Origin of the sequence: Aquaticitalea lipolytica, assembly GCF_014641635.1 — a bacterium.
Taxonomy (GTDB): domain Bacteria; phylum Bacteroidota; class Bacteroidia; order Flavobacteriales; family Flavobacteriaceae; genus Aquaticitalea; species Aquaticitalea lipolytica.
On the sequence record NZ_BMIC01000006.1, the window covers coordinates 98,167 to 120,860 of the forward strand.

Sequence of the window (22,694 nt, forward strand, 5' to 3'; positions counted from 1 at the left end):
TTATGAATTATCCACCAAAACATCACCAAGATTACGATAAAAATCACATGATAGATGTGATAAAAACTTATCCATTAGCTACAGTTATTTCTGTACAAAACAATGACCCTTTTGTAACTCATTTACCTCTAATATATCGTGAAGAAGATGGTAAGCTTATTGGTCATATCGATATTTATAATCCGCAGGCTAATTTATTAAAAGACAATAACCCAATAACCATTTTATTTTCTGGACCACAATGTTATATATCGCCTAGTGTTTATACAACTACTCAGTTACCAACATGGAACTATATAAAAGTGCACCTAAAAGGCACTGTAAAAGCTATTGAGAGCAAAGATGCTTTAAAACAATCATTAATTACAATGACAGAGTTTTTAGAACAACCAGACCATAAGTATGTTTTAGAACCAGACAATCCTAGAATGGAAGGTGCTTTAGACTATATAAAAATGTTTGAAATCACTATAAATGATTGGGAAGGTAAATTTAAACTTTCACAAGATAAACACCCAAAAGACATTCGCCAAGCAAGAGCAGAATTAGTACGTGCAAACCAAGAAAGTATAAAGGAATTTTTAGATAGAGTATTTTAACACCTAAAAGAAATATTATTATGGAAACAAATAGAAAAAAAGTCTTTTCAGGAACTTCACAAGTACAGGCTATGGGATTTAAAAATGCTTTAGAAAGTGCAGACATAGAGTTTTATGAACTAGATAAATCTGATTCTTCTTATGTTGGACTATTTGACGAAATTCAAATTTATGTTGAAAGTAAAAATGAAGTTTCTGCTTTAGCCGTTTTAAAATCATTAAAGTATTAAATATCTTATTTTTTAGTAGTTGGTCAGAATCGGCCTATTATTGGTTACTTTTTTTACATACTTGGTATAGTTTATCATCCAAAAAAAAGACTATTTTTATTTTAACAGATTAAAATACAACAGGTTACCAATTAACCATCTGTAATAATTATTTGTCTTGAATGATTAAACTTGAACTCTATGGACAAGTATAAAAGTTTACATCTTTGGATGCTCATTCCAATGCTTGTTATGCAATTAGGCATATTTTACGATTATTGGGGTGATTTTACAGATAATGCTTGGTCTGTTCATATACATTATGTTACTGGTTCAATATGGTACTTTTATCTAGTTATTCAGCCTTACTTTGCAACTCATGGTCATCTAACAAAACATCGCACCAACGGCATTATAGGAATGTTTTTAGCTGGTGGAGTTTGCATAACTGCATTGAGTATGCTTCAACGAGATATAGTATCAGCCGAAAATGCTTTAATGTTTCCTGAAGATTTTGGACCCTTTCAATCTTGGTTTTTTTATGGTGTTATTGTTGTTGAAATTGTTATGATAACTGCATTTGGATATGCGGTCATAATGAGCATTATTCAAAGAAAAAAACTAGAAGATCATGCTTGGTGGCTCATATCTACTGTGTTTTTAATAATGATGCCAGCTTTGGCTAGAGGTGTTGGGAATGTCCAAATATGGATTTATATAGATGAATTTCCTAATATCGATATTATGGCTCCTCTATTTATTACTCAAGGCGCTATTATGGCAATGTTATTATTAGCTGCTTGGAAATACAAAAAAATTAAACATCCAGCTACCTACATTGCAATCTTTGTAATTGTTTTTACATGCTTTCTTGAACCTTTGGGCAAATGGGAAACTATGCAAACCTTCTTAAAAACCTTCATAAAGTAATAATACTTCTTGTACTCAATGTTTATAAAAATTATGTAATTTTATTAGCATAATAAACCGTTATCATGAAACCACTTAAGAAAGAAGATATTAGTCAGGAAGTTTTTGACCTTTATGATGATTATGCACATAACAAATTAAACCGTCGCGAGTTTGTTGAAAAACTATCGCTTTATGCTATTGGTGGCATAACAGTTGGTTCACTCTTAAGTTTTATGTCGCCTAATTATATTGATACTATTTTGGTAGCAAAAGATCATCCGCAATTAGAGTCTGATTATATAACTTATGAATCTCCAAAAGGTGGTGGAACAATAAAAGGTCTGTTATCTACTCCAAAAAACATCGATGGCAAACTACCAGGAGTTGTAGTGGTACATGAAAACAGAGGTTTAAACCCTTATATCGAAGATGTTGGTAGACGTACTGCTTTAGACGGATTTATAAGTCTTGCACCTGATGCTTTATCTCCTTTAGGTGGTTATCCTGGTAATGATGATGATGGTAGAACAATGCAAAGAGAAAGAGATAGAAATGAAATGCTAGAAGATTTTATAGCTGCTTTTAATTATCTTAAAAATCATAAAGATTGTAACGGAAACATAGGTGTAGTTGGATTTTGTTTTGGTGGTTGGGTTTCCAATATGATGGCTGTAAAAGTGCCAGAGCTTAAAGCAGCAGTACCTTTCTATGGTGGTCAGCCAACCGATGAAGAAGCTGCAATTATAAAAAGCCCATTATTACTTCATTTTGCCGAATTAGACACTCGAGTAAATGAAGGTTGGCCTGCTTTTGAAGCTGTTCTTAAAGCTAATAATATTGAGCATACTGCACACTTTTACCCAGGAGTAAATCATGGGTTTCATAACAACACAACACCTCGATATGATAAAGCTGCAGCCGATTTAGCTTGGCAACGTACAATAGCTTTTTTTAAGGAAAAGCTTGTTTAGTTATTTCTGCAAATGTAACACAGTCTCAAACCGTTGACATTTAAATACTCTTGGAAAACGACCAAACATATTATAAAAAGAAAGTCCTGTTGTCCACTTTGCGACAAATAGAAGATGTTCATAAACATGAAGGTTATGTCGTGAAGAACTTATGGAAGATTGTGGCTCTTGGCGTACTGCTCTCGTTGGCAATACCAGCTCAAGGTCTTGGAGAATCTGATTTTAAAGGTAAAAGCATCCTCATAATCATGGAGGCAGAATATTGGCAAGTATCACTGATTATAGGTTCACTTTACACTGTATTTATTGTCATATTTCACTTTGGATGGAAATTGCAGGACTATTTATATTTAAAAGAGTTAAATGAGAAAAAAGATCGATTGATTAAGGAGTTAGGACTTTTAATAGTAGATGAGAAAATTAATTAATTTTTCAGTACAAATTGAACAACTTGAATCTATAATAGATGCTTTTGCATATTTTGACAACTTATCGCATCCTTTATATTAAAATAAACCTATGCAACACAACGGAAAATCCATAAGGCCATTTATTGGATCGAAAGACTTCAACTTATCACGTAAATTTTATAGCGATCTTGGTTTTACAGAAAGTGTATTGTCGCACAATTTATCTGTATTTCATAGCGGAAATCTATCTTTTTACTTACAAGATTATTATGCTAAAGAATGGGTTGACAATACAATGATATTCATGGAAGTTGAAAATGTACATCGTTTTTGGGATGAACTTGTAGCTTTAGATTTACCATCAAAATATTCAAATGTAAGACTCGTGCCTATAAAATATCTAGATTGGGGAAATGAATGTTTTTTACACGACCCTTCAGGGATTTTGTGGCATTTTGGAGAGTTTAAATAAAATAGAATTTTTACTTTATCAACCCTTTAACCTCATCAAAATTCAACCCTCCATAATTCCCTGAACTCATCAGTAATAAGGCTTTATTATCGAAATTTTGTGAAAACAAAAACTGTTTAAAATCGTCTGGATTTGTGTAAATAATTAAATCGTCACGCTCAAAAGCTGTGGCAATTTGCTCATGAGTAACTTCTTCCAGTTTTTTAATTTCTACTGCATGAGGTGAGTAAAAAACCACTGCAACATCTGCTGCATCTAATGCGCCTTTATATTCTTTTAAAAACTCGGCATTTAAACTACTATAGGTATGTAATTCTAAACAAGCCACTAACGTTCGGTTAGCATACTGTTCTTTTACTGCATTTGTAGTAGCTTCAACTTTACTTGGCGAATGTGCAAAATCTTTATAGGCTACACTTAATTTGCCTTCTGCAATCTTTTCCAAACGTTTGCTTGCGCCTTTAAAGGTTGCTATAGCTTCATAAAAATCGTCTTCATCAATTCCCATATGTTGGCAAATCCATTTTGCTCCTGCAAGATTATTGAGGTTATGTTTCCCAAAAACCTCTATTGGCAAAGGTCCTTCTGGTGTTTCTAAAAGTGTCTGTCCGTTTTCAACTGTATACTCTGGTGTTTGGTATGGTAGTTTACGAATGGTGTTTTCTGAAGCGTCCACAACTCTTTTAACTTCTAAATCTTCTTCATTATAGGTAATGCTTCCTCCTTTTACAATACTATCAATAAAAATACTGAATTGCTCTACATAGTTTTCATAGGTTGGAAACACATTAATATGATCCCAAGCAATACCACTTAACAGTGCAATATTTGGTTTGTATAAATGAAATTTTGGTCGTCTGTCTATTGGCGAACTTAAATACTCATCACCTTCCAACACGATAAAATCGTTCTTTTCGGTAAGTTTTACCATCACATCAAAACCTTCTAACTGCGCACCAACCATATAATCGACATCTCTATCGTGATAGTGCATCACATGAAGTATCATAGAAGTTATAGTTGTTTTACCATGACTTCCTCCAATAACTACTCGTGTTTTATGTTTGGATTGCTCGTACAAAAACTCTGGATAGCTATAAATTTTTAAGCCTAACTCTTGTGCTTTTACCAACTCTGGGTTATCGGCTTTGGCATGCATACCCAAAACAATTGCATCGATAAATGTGTTTATTTTTTCTGGAAACCAGCCATAGCTTTCTGGCAATAAGCCTTTATTTGCTAATCGTGATTTTGATGGTTCAAAAATCTCATCATCACTTCCTGTTACCTTATATCCTTTGTTGTGTAATGCTAAAGCGAGATTATGCATTGCACTTCCTCCTATAGCTATAAAATGTACATTCATGAGTTGCTTATAATTGATGGTAAATATAATAATAGATGTTGGAAAGGCATAGTGCAAATACTTAAGTTTTTGCGTTAGCGATTGAGTGGTTTGTTTGAGCTCCTTGAAAAGAGCGAGTAACGAAAGCGCGACGTTTATCCTGAACTTGTTTTCAGGATAAAGTTAACGCCATAAATTAAAAATTTAGAATTACTAAAAACCTGGTGTTATAACTAGATTATTAAATAATAATGCTTTGGTTTTAAAAAATTTATTTTGAAGTTCTACTGCTTTTAACTTGGAATCTATGAGTTTACTTTCGCGGCTATTTACTAAAAACAAAGAACTTTCACCAACAAAGAAACGTCGTTCTTCAGCTGATACCAGTTGCTCATAATCTGTTATTACATTTTCGGTTAATTCATTTTGAAGTTCAAAGGATTGAAGTTCGTTTTGAATTGCTATTATTTTATTTTTTAAAGTGAGCTTTGTACTTATACGTTCGTAATCGGTGTCTTGAAGTTTCACTTTAGCTAATTTGAGTTCGCCACGTTCTTTTCTTAAAAACAAAGGCACACTAATATTCACTCCGCTTTTATAATTATCAGCATTGAAGGAATTGGCAATATCTGGTGTTGTGGTTAAAAAATTGTATTGCAAATCAATGGTTGGTAATAACTGATTAGCTTTTAAGCGTCTTTCAATATCTAAACTTTCATATTTATAGTCAAGTGACTTTAATTTTGGATGAGTGTCTAAATTATTTGTTACTAATAACAAAGCATCTATATTCAATGTAGTATCTATAACAAGTTCGCTTTCTACATCAGGAATAACTATGTCTTGTAATTCTACTGGGATATTGTTATTAAGCCATAAAAAATTAGATAGCTCTAGTTTGGCTTTCATAAGTTCAACTCTTGATTTTTCAAGATTTAGTTTACGATCGTTAACAACAATTCTTGCTTCAATAGAATCTATTGCTGCCATCTCTCCTGCTTCAACATTTTGCTTAACACCTTTAAATCGCATTTGTGCATTACCTAAAAAATCTTGATATATTAAGGTTTCGTTATAGGCCTTCAACCAATTAAAATAAACTAAAGCTGCTTCATAAAGAATGGTATTGACTAAAATATCACGATCGGCTTTAACTTGTTCTCTAAATAATTTTGCTTGCTTTAACGATGCCATTCGTTGATTTATCCACAACCCTTCTCCTACTGAAAAAGACACACCTGCACTATACAACCCCTTATCTGGAAGGTTGTTTTCTGGATTGAGGTAAACACCATCAGACTCTTCAAAAGTTCCTTTTAACTCAATACCATACCATGTTGGAATTTTGAATGTTGCATTTAATTTATCATAATACTCATAACCACTAAATATTTTTCTATCATAATCTACTTCAACTTTTGGGTCAAAGCCTCCTCTTGCCTTCATAAGTTTTGCTTGACCTTCGTCAACAATCAATTCGGCTTGTTTTACAATAGGATGATATCTTTTTACATAGCCCAAGTACTCATCAAAACGAAGAACAGTATTATCTAAAGACTGACTCCATAAAGTATTACTTATAAAAAGTATACAAAAAATGGTAAAAACTAACTTATTTTTTGTCATTGACATTAGATTGAGGTTGATAATAATTAGGTGGAAATCCGTTAATTTTACGCCACAGTTCATACCAAACTGGCACATCGTCCAGCAAAGTCATTGTATAAGCACCAGAACCTACTCTTATGGCTTTTGGCCATGGTACATCTGTTTTGTCTGGCGCTAATAAAACTCTATATTTACCATTATCGCTTATAAAATTTTCGATAGCTACGACTTTTGCTCCATAAGTTCCGTATGATACATTTGGCCAACCACTAAAAACTATAGCTGGCCACCCATCAAATTGCACACGCACTTTGGCATTTATATAGAGTAATGGTAAATCTATTGGTTCTACAAAGGTTTCTACTGCTAAATCATAATCTGATGGCATTATACCAAGCAATCTCTCTCCTTCTTTAAAGGTTTCTCCAATACCTCCTCTTATTGCTTTATTTATATAGCCATTTTGTGGCGCAGTGATATAGCGTAGTTTATTTCGCATCTCATAATTAGAATACGCATTTTCTAGTTTACTAACTTGTGCCTCGGTATCTAACTGACTCGATTGAGCTGTAAATTTATCGCTTTGCGCTTTAGAAATTTTATCATTAAATGAAGCACGTACTGAAGATATTTCTACTCTAGCATTAATAACTTCATTCTTGCTTGCTAAAAAATTATTTTCCTGTGAAATAACTTTTGCTTGAGTTTCTTGTAACTTTAAGCGTTTTTCTTCAACATCTTTAACTGCTTTCAGTCCTTCTTGTTGTAAAGCAACTGTTCTTTCGTACTGACGTTGAGCAATGTCTAAATTAGTACGAGCGGCTTCCAAATCTATACTATCACTTTTTACCTTAAGTTGAGATTGAATATATTTATTTTCAGCTTGTTGCAACTTTAAAACAGCTTCAGTAGATAAGGCTGATACTTGTCGCTCTAAAGCTTTTACTTTTTCACCATAAGAGGTTACTGAAGACGCTTTTGCTTCAATTTGCTGTCCAGTACGTTCTATTAAATTGGGGTCGAAATAATCACTTTTTATTTCTGATATTTCTAAAATAGTATCACCTTTTTTTACAAAATCCCCTTCTTGTACAAACCATTTTTCAATTCGACCAGGAATTGGTGATTGTATAGTTTGTGGTCGTTGATCTGGCTTTAAAGTTGTGACCTGTCCTTTGGCATTAATGTTTTGAGTCCATGGCATAAATAGAAGTACAAAACCAAAGATTGCAAAAGCTAATAAAAACCTATTGAAATACTTGTAGTAATTATTATGAAATACTTTTTGTCCTGACTTATAAGCAGAAAAATCGAATTTTTTATTGAGCTGATTATGAGATATATTTAGCATAATTAATTACTTATAATTGACATTGTTCCTTGCTTAAGCTGTATAAACTCTTGGCATGTTTTTTCCCATCGTTTATGAGAACTCACTACAATAAGTGTCCATGGATGTTCTGGTTTTACAAGAAAGTTCATAATTTGTAGTGCTTCTTGCTCTTCAAATTGATCTAATGGATCTTCCAAAATCAATAGTTTAGGTTTCTTAACAATAGCTCTTGCTAGAATTATTTTTTTTGCAACTGTATAGGACATTCTTTTTCCTTCAGGATAAATCATTGTTTGCAGACCCTTTGGTTGTTGTTTTACATAATTGATTAGCCCTACTTTTTCCACAGCATTAAACACATCTTCATCTGAAATACTTGAATCACTAAACGTAATATTATCTCTTAAAGTTCCTTCAAAAGGTGTTTCTTCAGATAAGGATAGACCTACATTAGCACGATAATAATTAAGATGAATTGTACTTAATGATGAATTATTTACAAATACTTTTCCTGTTGTAGGCATAATAATTCCTGCTAAAACTCTTAACAAAGTCGATTTACCTGAACCACTTTCTCCCTGAATTAACACACGCTTTTTAGCCTCTATCGTTAGATTTATATCTTTTAAAATAGGTTTATCCTTGTTACTTACACTGTATGTAACATTTTCTAATTCTATATTAAAATCGTTATCAAAAGATGGCTGTTCTCCTGTCTGTTCTTCTAATTCTTTATCCACAACTTGACCAATCTTTTCTAAAGAAGTTAACACATCATATAAAGAATCTAACCCAGTAATCAGTTTTTCAACAGAGTTTATAACTAACAGAATAATAATCTCGGCTGCAACAAATTGACCAATATTCATTTCTTGATTAAGCACTAAAGCACCTCCAATAATTAAAAGTCCAGCTGTAACTATTACTTTAAAGCCAACCATTTGAATAAATTGAATAGCCAAAACCCTAAAATGGCTTTCACGAGCTTCTAAATATTTAGTAACTAAAATATCATTCTTATCAAGTGCTAAATTTGTTTTTCCTGATAGTTTAAAGCTAATAACTGCTCTAGCTACTTCTTGAATCCAATGTGCTACTTTATATTTGTTTTTAGACTCTTCAAGGCTAGTTTCCATCCCTTTTTTTGCTGTAAACTTGAAAACTATGTAGATAAGAATTAACAACAAAACGCCAAAGACAATAAAAAACGGATGGTAAAATGCTAACAAGATTAAGGCAAACAAAATTTGCAATAATGCTGTTGGAACATCTACTAATATTTTTGCTAATCCTTTTTGAACAGTTAGTGTATCAAAAAAACGATTTGCCAATTCTGGCGGATAATATTTACGAAGTTCTTCCATTTTTATTTTAGGAAAACGAAAGGTAAACTCAAATGATGCACGTGTAAAAATACGCTGCTGTATAGTTTCAATAATACGCATTTGCATAAGTTGTAAAATACCTACAAAAACTACTCCTAAGGTTACAAGTACAACTAATAAGACCCAAGATGTAGTAATTTGTGCACCTTGTATGAGATTAATAATTGCCTGTATCCCTAAAGGAAGCGATAATGATAAAAAACCAGAAAAAATAGCATAATAAAATACTTGTAATACAGCTCGTTTTTCTAATTGCAATAGCCCAATAAGCCTTTGCCATGGTGTTAATGTGTGATTACTCATATTATGATAATGCTTTAAAAGTAAGATGTTTAAAAAATTCTGAAGGTGTTATAGTGCCATGACAATCTGTAATTGATTTAAAATGGCTTTTTAGGAAATGCTGATGTAATGCACCTTCAATAATTGTACTTGCCAAACTTGCAGAGTATGTGTAATTTGGATTCACTTTAAGAATCATCTCACCAATGCGTGAAACTAGCCTTTTGTAAACCACAAAATAGCCTTCTTTGTTTTCTATATCAACCTCTTTAGTAAGGTATGATTTAGAGTATTCATTAATTACTATGCGATTAAGTACTACCTCATTAACATGTGTAAATGCTGTGTCTTGTTCTATGTTACGTGTTACAATTTCAATAGCTTTAGACAGTTGTTCTTTAGCATCAGGCATATTGTGAGTAGCAAACACCAATTGGTATTCAATCCAAGCCCAATACCAGGAAGTTAAGTACAGTAATAACTTATGCTTACTTTCAAAATAACGATAAATAGAACTTTCATTACTTTCTATTTTAACACCAAGCTTTTTAAATGTAAAACTATCAAAGCCAATATCATCAATTAATATTATGCTATGCTCAATAATTTTTTTACCTAATTCAGATGATTCAGGATCTTTAATAAAGATCTTGTCTGGAACCGCTATTTTTAAATTTGAAAGTAAATTTATCATATTTGATTATTTTGATTGCAAATATAATAGTATTACTATTAATTATAAAAATGAATTTATCATTATTGTTCAAAAATTAACAAAAATTTAAAAGTATTAAAGTATTTACAATGATTGAATAACCTTCTTCTCTTCTTTAAAAGGTTTGATATCTGGAAGTTCGGCAATAGCCAAATCGATATATTTTAGAGCTTCGGTTTTGTTTTTTTTATGCTTATAAATTTGGGCTAATCTGTAATTTGCCCATGCTTTTGGCACACCATCTGCAGCCGAATAATTTTTAATGTAAGTATGCAAACACTCTTCACCTTTAGTTAATTCAATATTATATTCGGCAGCCACTTTGCCTATTTGGTAATGCAATGCATTGCGTTTGTGTTTGTCTTGTGCTTCTTGAATATTAGCTATGGCTTTTTGTGGTTGTTTTTGGTTTTCATAGAGCGTCGTTAGCTTTTCATAGCACGTAAGCGAGCCTCCTTCTTTAATAGCTAACTTATAATATTTTTCTGCTAACTCTGGCTCGTTATCATATTCGTAAATATAACCTTTAGCCAAGTAACCATCTACCTTTGAAAGGTTTTCTAGCTCGTTAGCATACTTTAACGATTTACTTTTACTGCCTCCAATTATACCTGGTAATTGCATATATAATTCTACTAAAGCCCAACGTGTATCTATATGCTTTGGATCTAATTCGGCTGCTTTTAAAAAGGCCTCCTTTGCATCTCCAATAATACCTACTGCTTTTAGTTTATTTACCGATAGTGCTTTCATACCTAAAGCACCACCATATTTGTAATGGTAATTGGCTATATCTGGTTTGGTATCAACAAGTTTTTTGTAGTTAGTAATAGCATTATCCCACTTTTTTTGATGACCATAAGTATCACCAAGCAATTCAATTCCTTTTAAATCATTAGGATTTTGAGCCACATAAGTAATCATAACTTGCTCAGCTTTTGAAAACTGCTTTTTAGCAATTAGCTGTTCAGCTTCGACAATTTTAGACTGACTAAAAGTAAATAATGGACAAATTAAAAATAGATATAAATACTTCATATTAATAATTACGAAAAAAATAATAAAATGGTTCTATTGGTATTATTTTTGATTTCAAAGATAAGCGTTTACTTATAAAATTCTTACTTTCACTATACCAAAATGGGCTTTCACTCATTGGTAGTTTTATAAACGAAAGTATGCGTTTATATTGCTTAAAAAATTGATTAATATGAAATATTTTATAACAGTTTTGATGATTATACTCTTTGCTAATTTCTCTAATGCTCAGTCTAACGACTACAGTAGCCTTTGGAAAAAAGTTGAAAAGCTTGAAACCGAAGGACTACCTAAATCTGCTTTAGATATAGTTCAGCAGATCACAGATCAAGCAAAAAAGGAGAATAATACACCTCAAATTATAAAGGCTTTGCTATACAAAAGCAAGTACGCTTTAGTTTTGGAGGAAGATGCACAACTTAAGATTATAAACGATTTTAGAGCTGAAATAAAAACTAGCGAAACACCAACAAAAAATGTATTAGAAAACATGTTGGCCACTTTATATTGGCAATATTTTGAGCAAAACAGATATCAATTTTATAATAGAACAAATACAGAAAATAAAGTAGATGCTGATGATTTTAGAACTTGGGATTTACAGACTTTATTTAATGTGATTCATTTACATTTTCAAAACTCTTTAGAGAATGGTCTAATACTTCAAACCACTAAATTAGATGATTATAAAGCTATTATTCATGAACAAAAAGATTCAAAAATTTACAGACCTACGCTTTTTGATTTACTAAACCATAATGCTTTACAGTTTTATAAAACTGACGAAAATAGTATCACACAACCTGCTTATAAATTTGAAATTGATAATCCAGATTTTTTAAGTGATGGCTCAACATTTTCTGTATTAAATATCGAATCTAAAGATTCTACTTCATTACAATTACACGCTTTAAAGATTTATAAAAGTTTACTAAGGTTTCATTCAACTGATGCATCACCCTATGCTTTTGTTGATGTAGATATTGAACGTCTTCAATTTGTATCACAAAACACCACCTTAGAGAATAAAGAAGCATTATTACTTGAAACATTAAAAGCTGAAAGCAAACGATGGAAAAGCGCTAAAGTTGATGTTTCTGCTTTATACGATTTTGAAATTGCTTCTATTTACAGACAACAAGGTCAAAACTACAATCCAAAAACTAATATAAAACCTCGTTGGGAAATTAAAGATGCACTCGACATTTGTAATACTGTTATAAGTCAATATCCTAATAGTAAAGGTGCAGAAAAATGTAAAGTTTTAAAATCTCAAATACTACAATCTAATTTACAATTAACAGCCGAAAACACATTACCAACTCAGCAAAACGCATTGATTTTAATTAATTATACTAACATTGAAGCTTTACAATTTAAAGTATATCATATCTCTGATAGTCAGCGCGAAGCTTTAAATAAAACTTACAGACAAGATGAGCAATTAGCATTTTTTAAAAAACTTAAGGTTGCTAAAGAATGGCAAAGTAATTTACGTAACGAGAACGACTACCAAAGCCATTCTACAGAAATTGTTCTACCTAAATTAGACAATGGTCATTATGTGATTTTTGCCAATTATGGCAATGAAAAAAACAGCTTTGCCTATAAAACAATACAAGTTACAACTATTGCATTAGTGGCTAATACTAGTTATGAAAAGGAAATTTTTCAAGTTATAAACCGAAATAATGGTCAACCTTTGGTTGGAGCGCAAGTAAAAATCACTTATCAAACTAACTACAATGGCAATTACGAAACCAAAAATTTAGTAGCTAATAAAAAAGGTGAAATAGAATTTGAAAAATCTAATAACAGATATTATAACATTGATGTAGAAGTAAAATATAATGGCGAAACTGCTAATTTCGATAATTACTACATCAATGGTTATTATAACAGAAATGATAATACTAATAGCACAATATGTAATGCGTTTTTGTTTACCGACAGAAGTATTTACAGACCTGGACAAGTGGTTTACTTTAAAGGTATTGTTATGTCAACTAAAGAAGGTGCATCTTCAGTAATGCCAAACGAATTGATTGAAGCTACACTATATGATGTTAATGGTGAAGAACTTAAAAAAACAGAACTTAAAACCAATGAATTTGGTTCTATTGCTAGTGAGTTCATTCTACCAAATAGTGGACTTACAGGACAGTTTAATATTGAGTTGCATTCTAAAAATATAAGCTTTTATGCACATTCAAACTTTTCGGTTGAAGAATATAAACGTCCAAAATTTGAAACCAAATTTAATCCTGTTACAGAAACGTTCAAGGTTAACGATTCGGTTACAGTAAAAGGAAATGCATTGGCTTATACAAGAAGTAATATTACTGATGCTAAAGTGGTATATCGTGTACATCGTAAGGTACAATACCCAAGTTGGTACTATTGGTACAGACCTTGGTTTAATAGTGAACCACAGGAAATCGCACATGGCGAAACGATAACTGATGCTTCTGGTAATTTTGAAGTAACGTTTAAAGCCATTCCAGATGAAAGTGTTGATAAAACCTCATTGCCAATTTTTAATTATGAAATTACTGCAGATGTTACAGATGTTAATGGCGAAACCCGAAGTGCTACAACGGTTGTAAATGTTGGCTATCATGCTTTAACAGCAAACATCACAGTAGCAAATCAGTTAGACAAAACAAAAAAGGACCATAAATTGTCTATCGATACTAAAAACCTAAATGGAGAATTTGTACCAGCTACAGGAACCACAAAAATATACAAACTTATTGCTCCACAATCAGCATTACGTCCACGTCCTTGGTCTGCTCCAGATTACAAATCGATGACTAAAGAGGAGTTCAAACGCTTATTCCCTTATGAAGCTTATGATGATGAGCACAATGCAGACACTTGGGAAAAAGGTAAACTGGTATTAGAGCAAAATTTCGACACCTCTAAATCTAAAGCATTAGAACTTGGTAATATTAAAAAATGGGAGTCTGGGCAATATGTTATTGTACTGGAGAGCAAAGATAAGTTTGGTCAACTCGTTAAAGACGAAGTCAAAACTAGCTTATATAGCGATAACGACAATATACTTGCAGACCATCAATTATTTAGCGTTACAACTGATAAATCTAACTACAAAACTGGTGAGAATGTAATTTTAACTTTTGGTAGTGCAGCAGAAAACATAACTATTACTGTCGATATTGAAAAAGACCAAAAAATCATCAATACCTATATCATTCCATTAAGCAATAACAAAAAAACGATAGCCATTCCTGTAAATAAAGATGATGTTGGTAGCTTTGCTGTTCATTATAGTTGTGCTGTTTATAATACGTTTCAATCTGGTACCGAACTCATTTCGGTTCCTTATCCTAAAACCGATTTAGAGATAGAAACCACAACATTCAGAGATAAACTACAACCAGGTACTGATGAAACTTGGAGCTTTAAAGTTAAAGGTCCAAAAGGCGACAAAGTTAGCGCTGAACTATTAGCAAGTATGTACGATGCATCTTTAGACCAATTTACACCACACAGTTGGAGTTTCAACCCTTTATACAAGTCTACGTACAATTCGTATAGCAGACGAAACGCCAACCGAAGCTTTGGCACAAGCAACTTTAGAGTTTATAACGATGACCAACGCTATTTTAGTTATCCTACTCAAAATTATGACCAACTGAATTGGTTTGGGTTTTATTTTGACGATGGTATGCAGTATTTCAGTAAATCTATTAGAGGAAGAGCAGCAGGAGTTATGGTAGTCGAAGACGAAATGATGGAAGTGTCTGCTGTTATGGATGATTCTGTTGGATACATTTCAGAAAGCAAAAAAGCATTAGTCTTTAATTCAAGAGATGAAGAAAGTGGTGGAAAAATTACTTCTGAAATCACTAAAAAAGAAGAACCCTTTGACAATGTAACAATCCGTAAAAACCTTCAAGAAACAGCTTTTTTCTTCCCACAATTACAAACAGATGCTGAAGGTAATGTGAGTTTTAATTTTACAACTCCAGAAGCATTAACCAAATGGAAATTGCAGTTGTTAGCTCATACCAAAACCTTGGAAAGTGCAACAAAAACATTAGAAACTGTCACTCAAAAAGAGCTAATGGTCATACCAAATGCACCACGTTTTTTACGTCAAGGTGATCAAATTACCATAAGCACAAAAATTGCAAACCTTACAGATAAACAATTATTAGGTCAAGCAAAATTAGAATTGACTGATGCGATGACTGGAAAAGACATCTCACAAGTACTTGTCATGTCGAGCTCAGTCGAGACCTTTTCTGTCGACGCTAAAGGCAACACACAAGTATCTTGGAATTTAACCATTCCAGATGATGTTGATGCTGTTCAGTATAAAATCATAGCCAAATCGGGTGATTTTAGTGATGGTGAGCAAAATGCATTACCAGTTCTAACCAACAGAATGCTAGTAACTGAAACACTACCAATGTGGATTCGCTCTAACGAAACAAGAACGTTTACATTAGATAAGCTAAAAACAAATACCTCAACAACGTTAAAGCATCATAAATTAACATTAGAGATGACTTCTAATCCTGCTTGGTATGCTGTGCAAGCTTTGCCTTATTTGATGGAATATCCTTATGAATGTAACGAGCAAACCTTTTCACGATTTTATGCTAATGCCTTAGCTAGTCATATTGCGAATAGCAATCCGAGGATTCAAGAAGTGTTCAACCAATGGAAAAACACAGACGCATTAATTAGCAATCTAGAAAAAAATGAAGAGTTAAAAAGCATTCTTATTCAAGAAACACCTTGGTTACATGACGCACAATCTGAAACCGAACAGAAAAAACGCATCGCTCTATTATTCGATTTAAACAAAATGAATAATGAATTACAATCAGCAAAACGCAAATTAGAAAACAACCAAATGAGCAATGGTGCTTGGCCTTGGTTTGAAGGTGGACGACCAAACCGTTACATTACACAACATATCATCACAGGTTTTACACATTTAAATCATCTTACTAATGCATCTGGAAAAATTGAGACATCACAAATGGTAAACAAAGCGATTGCCTATCTTGATGATGAATTTGTTCAAGAATATAAAGACATTAAAAAATACAATGTAAAAGCCGATTTAAGTAAAGACCATTTAAGCTCAACACAACTTCAGTTTATGTATATGCGAAGCTTTATGTCAGATACTAAAACATCTAAAGAAGTTAAAGAAGTGATTGATTACTATCATTCACAAATTAAAAAATATTGGCTAAATAAACCATTGTACTCAAAAGGATTGATGGCTTTAGTAATGTACAGAATGGGAGATAAAAAAACAGCTGCCAAAATCTTAAAATCATTAAAAGAGAATAGCATCACTAATGACGAGTTAGGTATGTACTGGAAGGAAAACACAAGTTCATGGTATTGGTACCAAGCGCCAATTGAAACCCAAGCTTTAATGATTGAAGCGTTTTCAGAAATTGAAAATGACACCAAAACTGTAGATAACCTAAAAATATGGTTGCTTAAAAACAAACAAACCAATAGCTGGAAAACCACAAAAGCAACTACCGAAGCTGTATATGCCTTATTGCTTCAAGGAAGTGATTGGTTAAGTGTTACAGATGCAGTTGATGTTTTGGTTGGAAACAAAAACATAGAACCTTCAAAATTAGATAATGTAAAAGTTGAGGCTGGAACAGGTTATTATAAAACATCATGGAATTCTTCAGAAATTAAACCTGAAATGGCAACAGTAAAGCTGACTAAAAAAGGTAATGGAATTGCTTGGGGAAGTTTGTATTGGCAATATTTTGAAGATTTAGATAAGATAACCTCTGCTGAAACTCCTTTAAAACTGAAGAAAAAATTATTCCTTAAAACGAATACAGATAAAGGTGAACAAATTTCAGAAATCACAGAAGCTACTGCTTTAAAAGTTGGTGACTTGGTAAGAGTTCGTATTGAATTACGCAGTGATAGAGATATGGAGTTTATCCACATGAAAGATATGCGTGCTGCAGGTTTTGAACCAATTAATGTTCTGTCTCAATACAAATGGCAAGATGGATTAGGTTATTATGAAGCAACTAAAGATGCTTCAACCAACTTCTTTTTTGACTATTTACCAAAAGGGATTTATGTTTTTGAGTATGATTTAAGAGTAAATAATGCTGGAAATATGAGTAATGGTATTACAACCATTCAAAGTATGTATGCTCCAGAATTTAGCAGTCATAGTGAAGGCATTAGAGTGAAGGTTGATTAATTTCGTTAAACGGATTTGTTTTTTTCATAAATTTAATTCACTAACTAATACATTTAAAATTATGAATAAAGCATTAACTATTATCCGAATTGTTTTCGGAATTTTAATTGCCATTTTTGGTGCAAACAAGTTTTTTAATTTCATTCCAGCTCCAGAAAATTTACCAGAAGCTGTAATGAATTATATGACAGCGCTAATGTCAACAAAAACATTGTACCTTGTTGGAGCAGTAGAGTTGTTGGCTGGCTTAACGTTTATTTTTAATAAATATGGAGCTTTAATGGCTATCATTTTAATGAGTGTTTCTATAAACGCTGTACTTTTTCACATCTATTTAAGCCCTTCAGATATTGCAGGAGCACTAATTTTATTAGTTTTAAATATTGTAATGCTTTATGCTTACAGAGACAAGTATAAAGATTTACTTGCTGTATAAAACAAAAAAGGCTTCACATTTGAAGCCTTTTTTTTTATTTCTTTTTTGGTGGATATTTAGACAACACCTTTTCTACAATGGCTTTCATTTGTTTTTCACGTTGCTCTGGACTTGCGTTTGGGTTGTATGAACTTTCACTTACAGCTTGCCAAAACAAACCTGCTTTATTTTCATCAACAAAATCTAGAGTAATTTGACGATTGATGTTTGATTGGCCAATTGGTATTCCTATTGAAATGCCTCCTCCAACATTTCCTCCACCTCCACCAACACCTAAACCAACATTATTACGTTGTGCGCCATGAAATTCATTAGTTTTTATATCTACGTAAAAGTCTGGAGTATCTGAAATTGAAAGCCCTATTGCCTGCATTTTTAAGTTCAAAGCATCAATAAATCGTTTGGTGTCTAACTCACTTAAACCCGTTTCCATTTGTGAATAATAATTGTAGGTTTTGTAAGTAGAAAAATCTGCTGTTTTTTCGTAATCGTAATTAACATAAATTGGTGCGCAAGAAACAACTAGCACCAATAATAGTATTGTTATAAATGATTTCATGGCTTTTTATTTTAAAGATAATGAAAAAATTAAAGCCAATATAAAATGCTGTTTAGTTAAGCATTTTCCAGAGTTTATCTTTTAACTCAGTTATACCTTGTTGTGCTACTGAAGAAATAAACATATAATCTATAGGAAGCTCTTTATCTAGCTCTACTTTGAGTTCTGCTTTAAGTTCATCGTCTAACATATCACATTTTGAAATAGCAATAAGTCGGTCTTTATCTAGCATTTCAGGATTATAACGACGTAATTCATCTAACAGAATATCGTATTGCTTTTTTATGTCTTTAGCATCAGCAGGAATAAGAAATAAAAGGATTGAGTTACGCTCTATATGACGTAAAAAATAGTGCCCAAGGCCTTTACCTTCAGCAGCTCCTTCAATAATTCCAGGAATATCTGCCATAACAAAAGTTTGAAAATCGCGATATTGAACAATTCCCAAATTAGGCTTTAAGGTTGTAAACTCATAATCTGCAATTTTTGGTTTTGCAGAAGTAATAACAGATAAAAGTGTTGATTTACCTGCATTTGGGAACCCAACTAAACCAACATCAGCTAAAACCTTAAGTTCCATTAAGATTTCTTTTTCTTGCTTTGGTATTCCAGGTTGAGCGTATCGTGGTGTTTGGTTGGTAGAAGTTCTAAAATGCCAGTTTCCTAAGCCTCCCATTCCACCTTCTACTACAATTTTTTCTTGGTTATGCTCTGTAATCTCAAAAAGTATATCATTTGATTCAGCATCTCTAACCACAGTTCCTAAAGGCACATCTATGTACTCGTCTTGACCATCAGCACCTGTGCTTCTGCTTTTACTACCATGTTCTCCATGACCAGCTTGCACATGCTTTTTAAATTTTAAGTGTAGTAATGTCCAAAGGTTTTCGTTTCCTCTAATAATCACATGACCTCCTCGTCCTCCATCACCTCCATCTGGTCCTCCTTTGGTAACAAACTTTTCGCGATGTAAATGCATTGATCCTTTTCCTCCATTTCCAGAAGTAACATACATTTTTACATAGTCAACAAAATTCCCTTCAGTCATCGTGTAGTTATTTTTTCGTTTCCGAGAAAGCGGAAAATCTTTATCATTTATTGAATTAGAAAAGTTACTATAACTTATCTATAACAGCGCTTAATCGTTCTGTAATTTGATCGATACTTCCAACACCGTCAACTCCATAATATTTGTTTTGTGCTGAATAGTAGTCTTTAAGTATTGCTGTTTTATTGTAGTATTCTTTTATTCTATTTCTGATGATGCTTTCATCGGCATCATCTGGTCTTCCGCTAGTTTTACCTCTTTCTAATAATCGTTTAACTAACACCTCATCATCAACCTCTAAAGCAATCATTGCGTTTATTTCTGAATCTTTTTCATTAAGTAGTACATCTAATGCTTTTGCTTGTGCATTTGTACGAGGAAATCCATCAAAAATAAATCCTTTAGCATCAGCATTTTTCTCAACTTCAGCATTTAACATGTCAATAGTAACTTGGTCTGGAACCAATTGCCCTTTATCCATATACGACTTAGCTAACATTCCTAAAGCTGTTTCATTTTTTATATTGTAACGAAACACATCTCCTGTAGAAATATGCACTAAATTATATTTTTCTTTTAAAAAGTTGGCTTGTGTCCCTTTTCCTGCTCCTGGAGGTCCAAATAGCACTAAATTTGTCATGTGTTGTGTTGTTTTTAATTGGTATATTTCAGGTAAATCTCTTCCTAATCCGTCAAAATCTAATCCGTAACCAACTATAAATTTATTAGGTATTTTCATACCAACGTAATGTAGCTTGTAATCTTTTTTATAAGCTTCAGGCTTGTAAAACAGTGTTGCAATTTTAAGTTCTTTTACGTTTTCATTTCTAAAAATGCGATGAACCTCTTCTAAAGTATTACCAGAATCGATAATATCTTCAAGGATTACTACTGTTCTCCCAGTTAAATCTTGTGTCAAACCAATTAAGCGCTGTATGTCTTCTGTTGATTTTACACCTTCGTAAGAAGCAAGCTTGATAAAGGTTACTTCACAAGGCTTTGGATATTTTTTTACAAAATCACTAACAAACATAAATGAGCCATTTAAAATTCCAATAAATACTGGAATTTCATCTTTCAAATCTTTAGCAACTTCAATTGCCATTCTCTGAACTGTTTGTTCAATTTCTTTTTCAGAAATAAATGGTTTAAAGTATAAATCGTGAAGCTTAATCAATGTTCTAATAATTTTTAAAGTGGCAAAGATAATCAATAGATTAAGTAATACCCATTTTTGATTTACGATTTTTATATAGAGTTGTATTTTTAAATGTATTTTTGCAGAAACCAAAAGAATCTGCAACAAAAAATGAGCTATTTTTCTTCAAATTTTAAACTTGGTATTCTTGGTGGTGGACAATTAGGTAAAATGTTGCTTAATGAAACCAGAAAGTTTGATATTTATACTTGCGTATTAGATGCTAGTGATGAAGCACCTTGCAAAATTGCCTGTAACGAATTTTATAAAGGTGATTTATTAGACTACAAAACCGTTTATGAGTTCGGAAAAAAAGTAGATGTATTAACTTTTGAAATTGAGAATGTTAATGTTGATGCACTTGAAACTTTAGAAAAAGAAGGTATTAAAGTATATCCATCTTCAAAAACACTCCGAACAATTCAAAATAAAGCCACTCAAAAATTATTTTATTTAGACCACAACATCCCAACTGCAGCATTTTCTCGTTTTGCATATACTTCAGAAATTGAAGACGCAATATCAAACGGAGGATTACAATTCCCATTTGTATGGAAAAGTGCACAATTTGGCTATGATGGAAATGGTGTAAAAGTTGTTAGAACAATTGATGACTTAAAAGATTTACCAAATACAGAGTGCATTGCTGAAGCTATGATTCCTTTTAAAAATGAACTCGCAGTAATAGTTAGCCGAAATGTAAAAGGTGATATAAAAACATATCCTGTTGTTGAAATGGAGTTTCATCCAGAAGCCAACCAAGTAGAATATGTTATTTGTCCTGCGCGAATTGATAAAGAAGTTGCCAAAAAGGCTCAAGACATTGCTTTAAAAGTGTCAAATGCTTTTAACCATGTTGGCTTATTGGCTGTTGAAATGTTTCAAACAAAAGATGATGAAATATTAGTAAACGAAGTTGCTCCAAGACCACACAATTCTGGTCACCAAACTATTGAAGCAAGTTATACTTCACAATTTGAACAACATTTAAGAGCTATTTTAAATTTACCTTTAGGAAATACAGATAGTAAAGTTGCAGGAATTATGGTAAATTTGGTTGGAGCTGAAGGCTATAATGGAAACGTGTTATATAAAAACATTGAAACCATAATGGATATGAATGGTGTAACACCTCATATTTATGGTAAAAAACAAACAAGACCATTTCGCAAAATGGGACATGTAACCATTGTAAATGAAAATTTAAACGAAGCGCGAAAAGTTGCAGAAACAGTGAAGAATACTATTAAAGTTATAAGTGAATAATTATGAGTAAAGTTGGAATTATTATGGGAAGCAAAAGTGACCTCCCAGTAATGCAAGAAGCTATAGATATTTTAAAAGGGTTTGATATCGTTGTTGAAGTAGATATTGTTTCAGCACATCGTACACCTGAAAAAATGTTTGATTATGGTAAAAATGCTCATACAAGAGGTTTTTCAGTTATTATAGCTGGAGCTGGTGGAGCTGCGCATTTACCTGGAATGATTGCCTCACTAACACCATTACCTGTAATTGGAGTTCCTGTAAAAAGTAGCAACTCTATTGATGGTTGGGATTCTGTACTTTCAATATTACAAATGCCTGGAGGAGTTCCTGTAGCTACTGTAGCTTTAAATGGCGCAAAAAATGCTGGAATTTTAGCTGCTCAAATTATTGGTAGTTCAGACCAATGTGTTTTAGACAAAATAATTGTTTATAAAGAAGGTTTAAAAGCTAAAGTTATTGAATCCTCAAAAGATTTAATTTAAAAAACCCCGACTTACGTCGAGGTTTTAAAGCTATTAATCAATTATTTATCAGAGTCTTATACGGACACTTCTATATAATCTTCGGCAAAAATAATAATATATTTCAAAATATACGTAAAAATTAAGTTAATTATCAGAAAATCAATTATATAGTAAGAATTTTATCACACTTTACAACGTAAAAGTTT

General features: G+C 32.3%; 19 protein-coding genes. 10 read left to right on the forward strand and 9 right to left on the reverse strand.

The features are described 5' to 3' along the window. Positions 1-2: 2 nt before the first annotated feature. The 6 genes from IEW41_RS12465 (at position 3) to IEW41_RS12490 (ending at position 3,573) form a co-directional block, all read left to right on the forward strand. Positions 3-599, forward strand: coding sequence for an FMN-binding negative transcriptional regulator (locus IEW41_RS12465; RefSeq protein WP_188606702.1), 597 nt, complete (start codon positions 3-5; stop codon positions 597-599). Between the two features lie 20 nt (positions 600-619). Continuing rightward, the gene (locus IEW41_RS12470) at positions 620-829 is read left to right on the forward strand and encodes a putative signal transducing protein (protein WP_188606703.1); all 210 of its coding nucleotides are present in this window, start codon (positions 620-622) and stop codon (positions 827-829) included. Between the two features lie 180 nt (positions 830-1,009). Then, entirely contained in the window at positions 1,010-1,738 is a 729-nt protein-coding gene (locus IEW41_RS12475; RefSeq protein WP_188606704.1) for a hypothetical protein, read from the forward strand. A 65-nt stretch (positions 1,739-1,803) separates the two neighbouring features. Next, positions 1,804-2,691, forward strand: coding sequence for a dienelactone hydrolase family protein (locus IEW41_RS12480; protein ID WP_188606705.1), 888 nt, complete (start codon positions 1,804-1,806; stop codon positions 2,689-2,691). Positions 2,692-2,741: 50 nt separating this feature from the next. After that, positions 2,742-3,119 (forward strand): hypothetical protein, encoded by a 378-nt coding sequence (locus IEW41_RS12485; protein WP_188606706.1) that lies wholly within the window; start codon positions 2,742-2,744, stop codon positions 3,117-3,119. Between the two features lie 91 nt (positions 3,120-3,210). Continuing rightward, positions 3,211-3,573, forward strand: coding sequence for a VOC family protein (locus IEW41_RS12490; RefSeq protein WP_188606707.1), 363 nt, complete (start codon positions 3,211-3,213; stop codon positions 3,571-3,573). Positions 3,574-3,583: 10 nt separating this feature from the next. Here the strand turns inward: IEW41_RS12490 and IEW41_RS12495 are convergent, their stop codons facing one another. The 6 genes from IEW41_RS12495 to IEW41_RS12520 form a co-directional block, all read right to left on the reverse strand. Next, the gene (locus IEW41_RS12495) at positions 3,584-4,939 is read right to left on the reverse strand and encodes a UDP-N-acetylmuramate--L-alanine ligase (RefSeq protein WP_188606708.1); all 1,356 of its coding nucleotides are present in this window, start codon (positions 4,937-4,939) and stop codon (positions 3,584-3,586) included. A 192-nt stretch (positions 4,940-5,131) separates the two neighbouring features. Beyond that, positions 5,132-6,544 (reverse strand): TolC family protein, encoded by a 1,413-nt coding sequence (locus IEW41_RS12500; protein ID WP_188606709.1) that lies wholly within the window; start codon positions 6,542-6,544, stop codon positions 5,132-5,134. Continuing rightward, the gene (locus tag IEW41_RS12505) at positions 6,531-7,877 is read right to left on the reverse strand and encodes an HlyD family secretion protein (protein WP_188606710.1); all 1,347 of its coding nucleotides are present in this window, start codon (positions 7,875-7,877) and stop codon (positions 6,531-6,533) included. Before IEW41_RS12505 ends, IEW41_RS12500 begins: the two co-directional genes overlap by 14 nt. Positions 7,878-7,879: 2 nt before the next feature. After that, complete coding sequence (locus IEW41_RS12510; RefSeq protein WP_188606711.1) at positions 7,880-9,547, reverse strand: peptidase domain-containing ABC transporter; 1,668 nt, start codon at positions 9,545-9,547, stop codon at positions 7,880-7,882. A gap of 1 nt (position 9,548) precedes the next feature. Further along, positions 9,549-10,220, reverse strand: a complete 672-nt coding sequence (locus tag IEW41_RS12515) for a TetR/AcrR family transcriptional regulator (RefSeq protein WP_188606712.1) — start codon at positions 10,218-10,220, stop codon at positions 9,549-9,551. Positions 10,221-10,325: 105 nt separating this feature from the next. Then, on the reverse strand, positions 10,326-11,279 hold the full coding sequence (locus IEW41_RS12520; RefSeq protein ID WP_188606713.1) for a tetratricopeptide repeat protein: 954 nt from the start codon (positions 11,277-11,279) through the stop codon (positions 10,326-10,328). A 172-nt stretch (positions 11,280-11,451) separates the two neighbouring features. On the opposite strand from IEW41_RS12520, the gene IEW41_RS12525 reads away from it, so the two are divergent. Then, positions 11,452-17,514 (forward strand): alpha-2-macroglobulin family protein, encoded by a 6,063-nt coding sequence (locus IEW41_RS12525; RefSeq protein ID WP_188606714.1) that lies wholly within the window; start codon positions 11,452-11,454, stop codon positions 17,512-17,514. A 61-nt stretch (positions 17,515-17,575) separates the two neighbouring features. Further along, entirely contained in the window at positions 17,576-17,950 is a 375-nt protein-coding gene (locus IEW41_RS12530) for a DoxX family membrane protein (RefSeq protein ID WP_188606715.1), read from the forward strand. Between the two features lie 34 nt (positions 17,951-17,984). Here the strand turns inward: IEW41_RS12530 and IEW41_RS12535 are convergent, their stop codons facing one another. The 3 genes from IEW41_RS12535 to IEW41_RS12545 form a co-directional block, all read right to left on the reverse strand. Further along, a complete protein-coding gene (locus IEW41_RS12535; protein WP_188606716.1) occupies positions 17,985-18,509 on the reverse strand; it encodes a DUF4136 domain-containing protein in 525 nt (174 codons plus the stop codon). Between the two features lie 52 nt (positions 18,510-18,561). Continuing rightward, positions 18,562-19,557, reverse strand: coding sequence for a GTPase ObgE (gene obgE / locus IEW41_RS12540; protein WP_188606717.1), 996 nt, complete (start codon positions 19,555-19,557; stop codon positions 18,562-18,564). Between the two features lie 67 nt (positions 19,558-19,624). Further along, entirely contained in the window at positions 19,625-20,734 is a 1,110-nt protein-coding gene (locus IEW41_RS12545) for an adenylate kinase (RefSeq protein WP_188606718.1), read from the reverse strand. Positions 20,735-20,866: 132 nt separating this feature from the next. Between IEW41_RS12545 and IEW41_RS12550 the strand changes: the two genes are divergently transcribed. Further along, positions 20,867-22,021: a 5-(carboxyamino)imidazole ribonucleotide synthase gene (locus IEW41_RS12550; protein WP_188606719.1), complete on the forward strand. Its 1,155-nt coding sequence runs from the start codon at positions 20,867-20,869 to the stop codon at positions 22,019-22,021. A gap of 2 nt (positions 22,022-22,023) precedes the next feature. Further along, positions 22,024-22,506 carry a 5-(carboxyamino)imidazole ribonucleotide mutase gene (gene purE, locus IEW41_RS12555; protein ID WP_188606720.1) on the forward strand — a complete coding sequence of 161 codons (483 nt, stop codon included), beginning with the start codon at positions 22,024-22,026 and terminating at the stop codon, positions 22,504-22,506. The last annotated feature ends 188 nt before the right edge of the window (positions 22,507-22,694 follow it).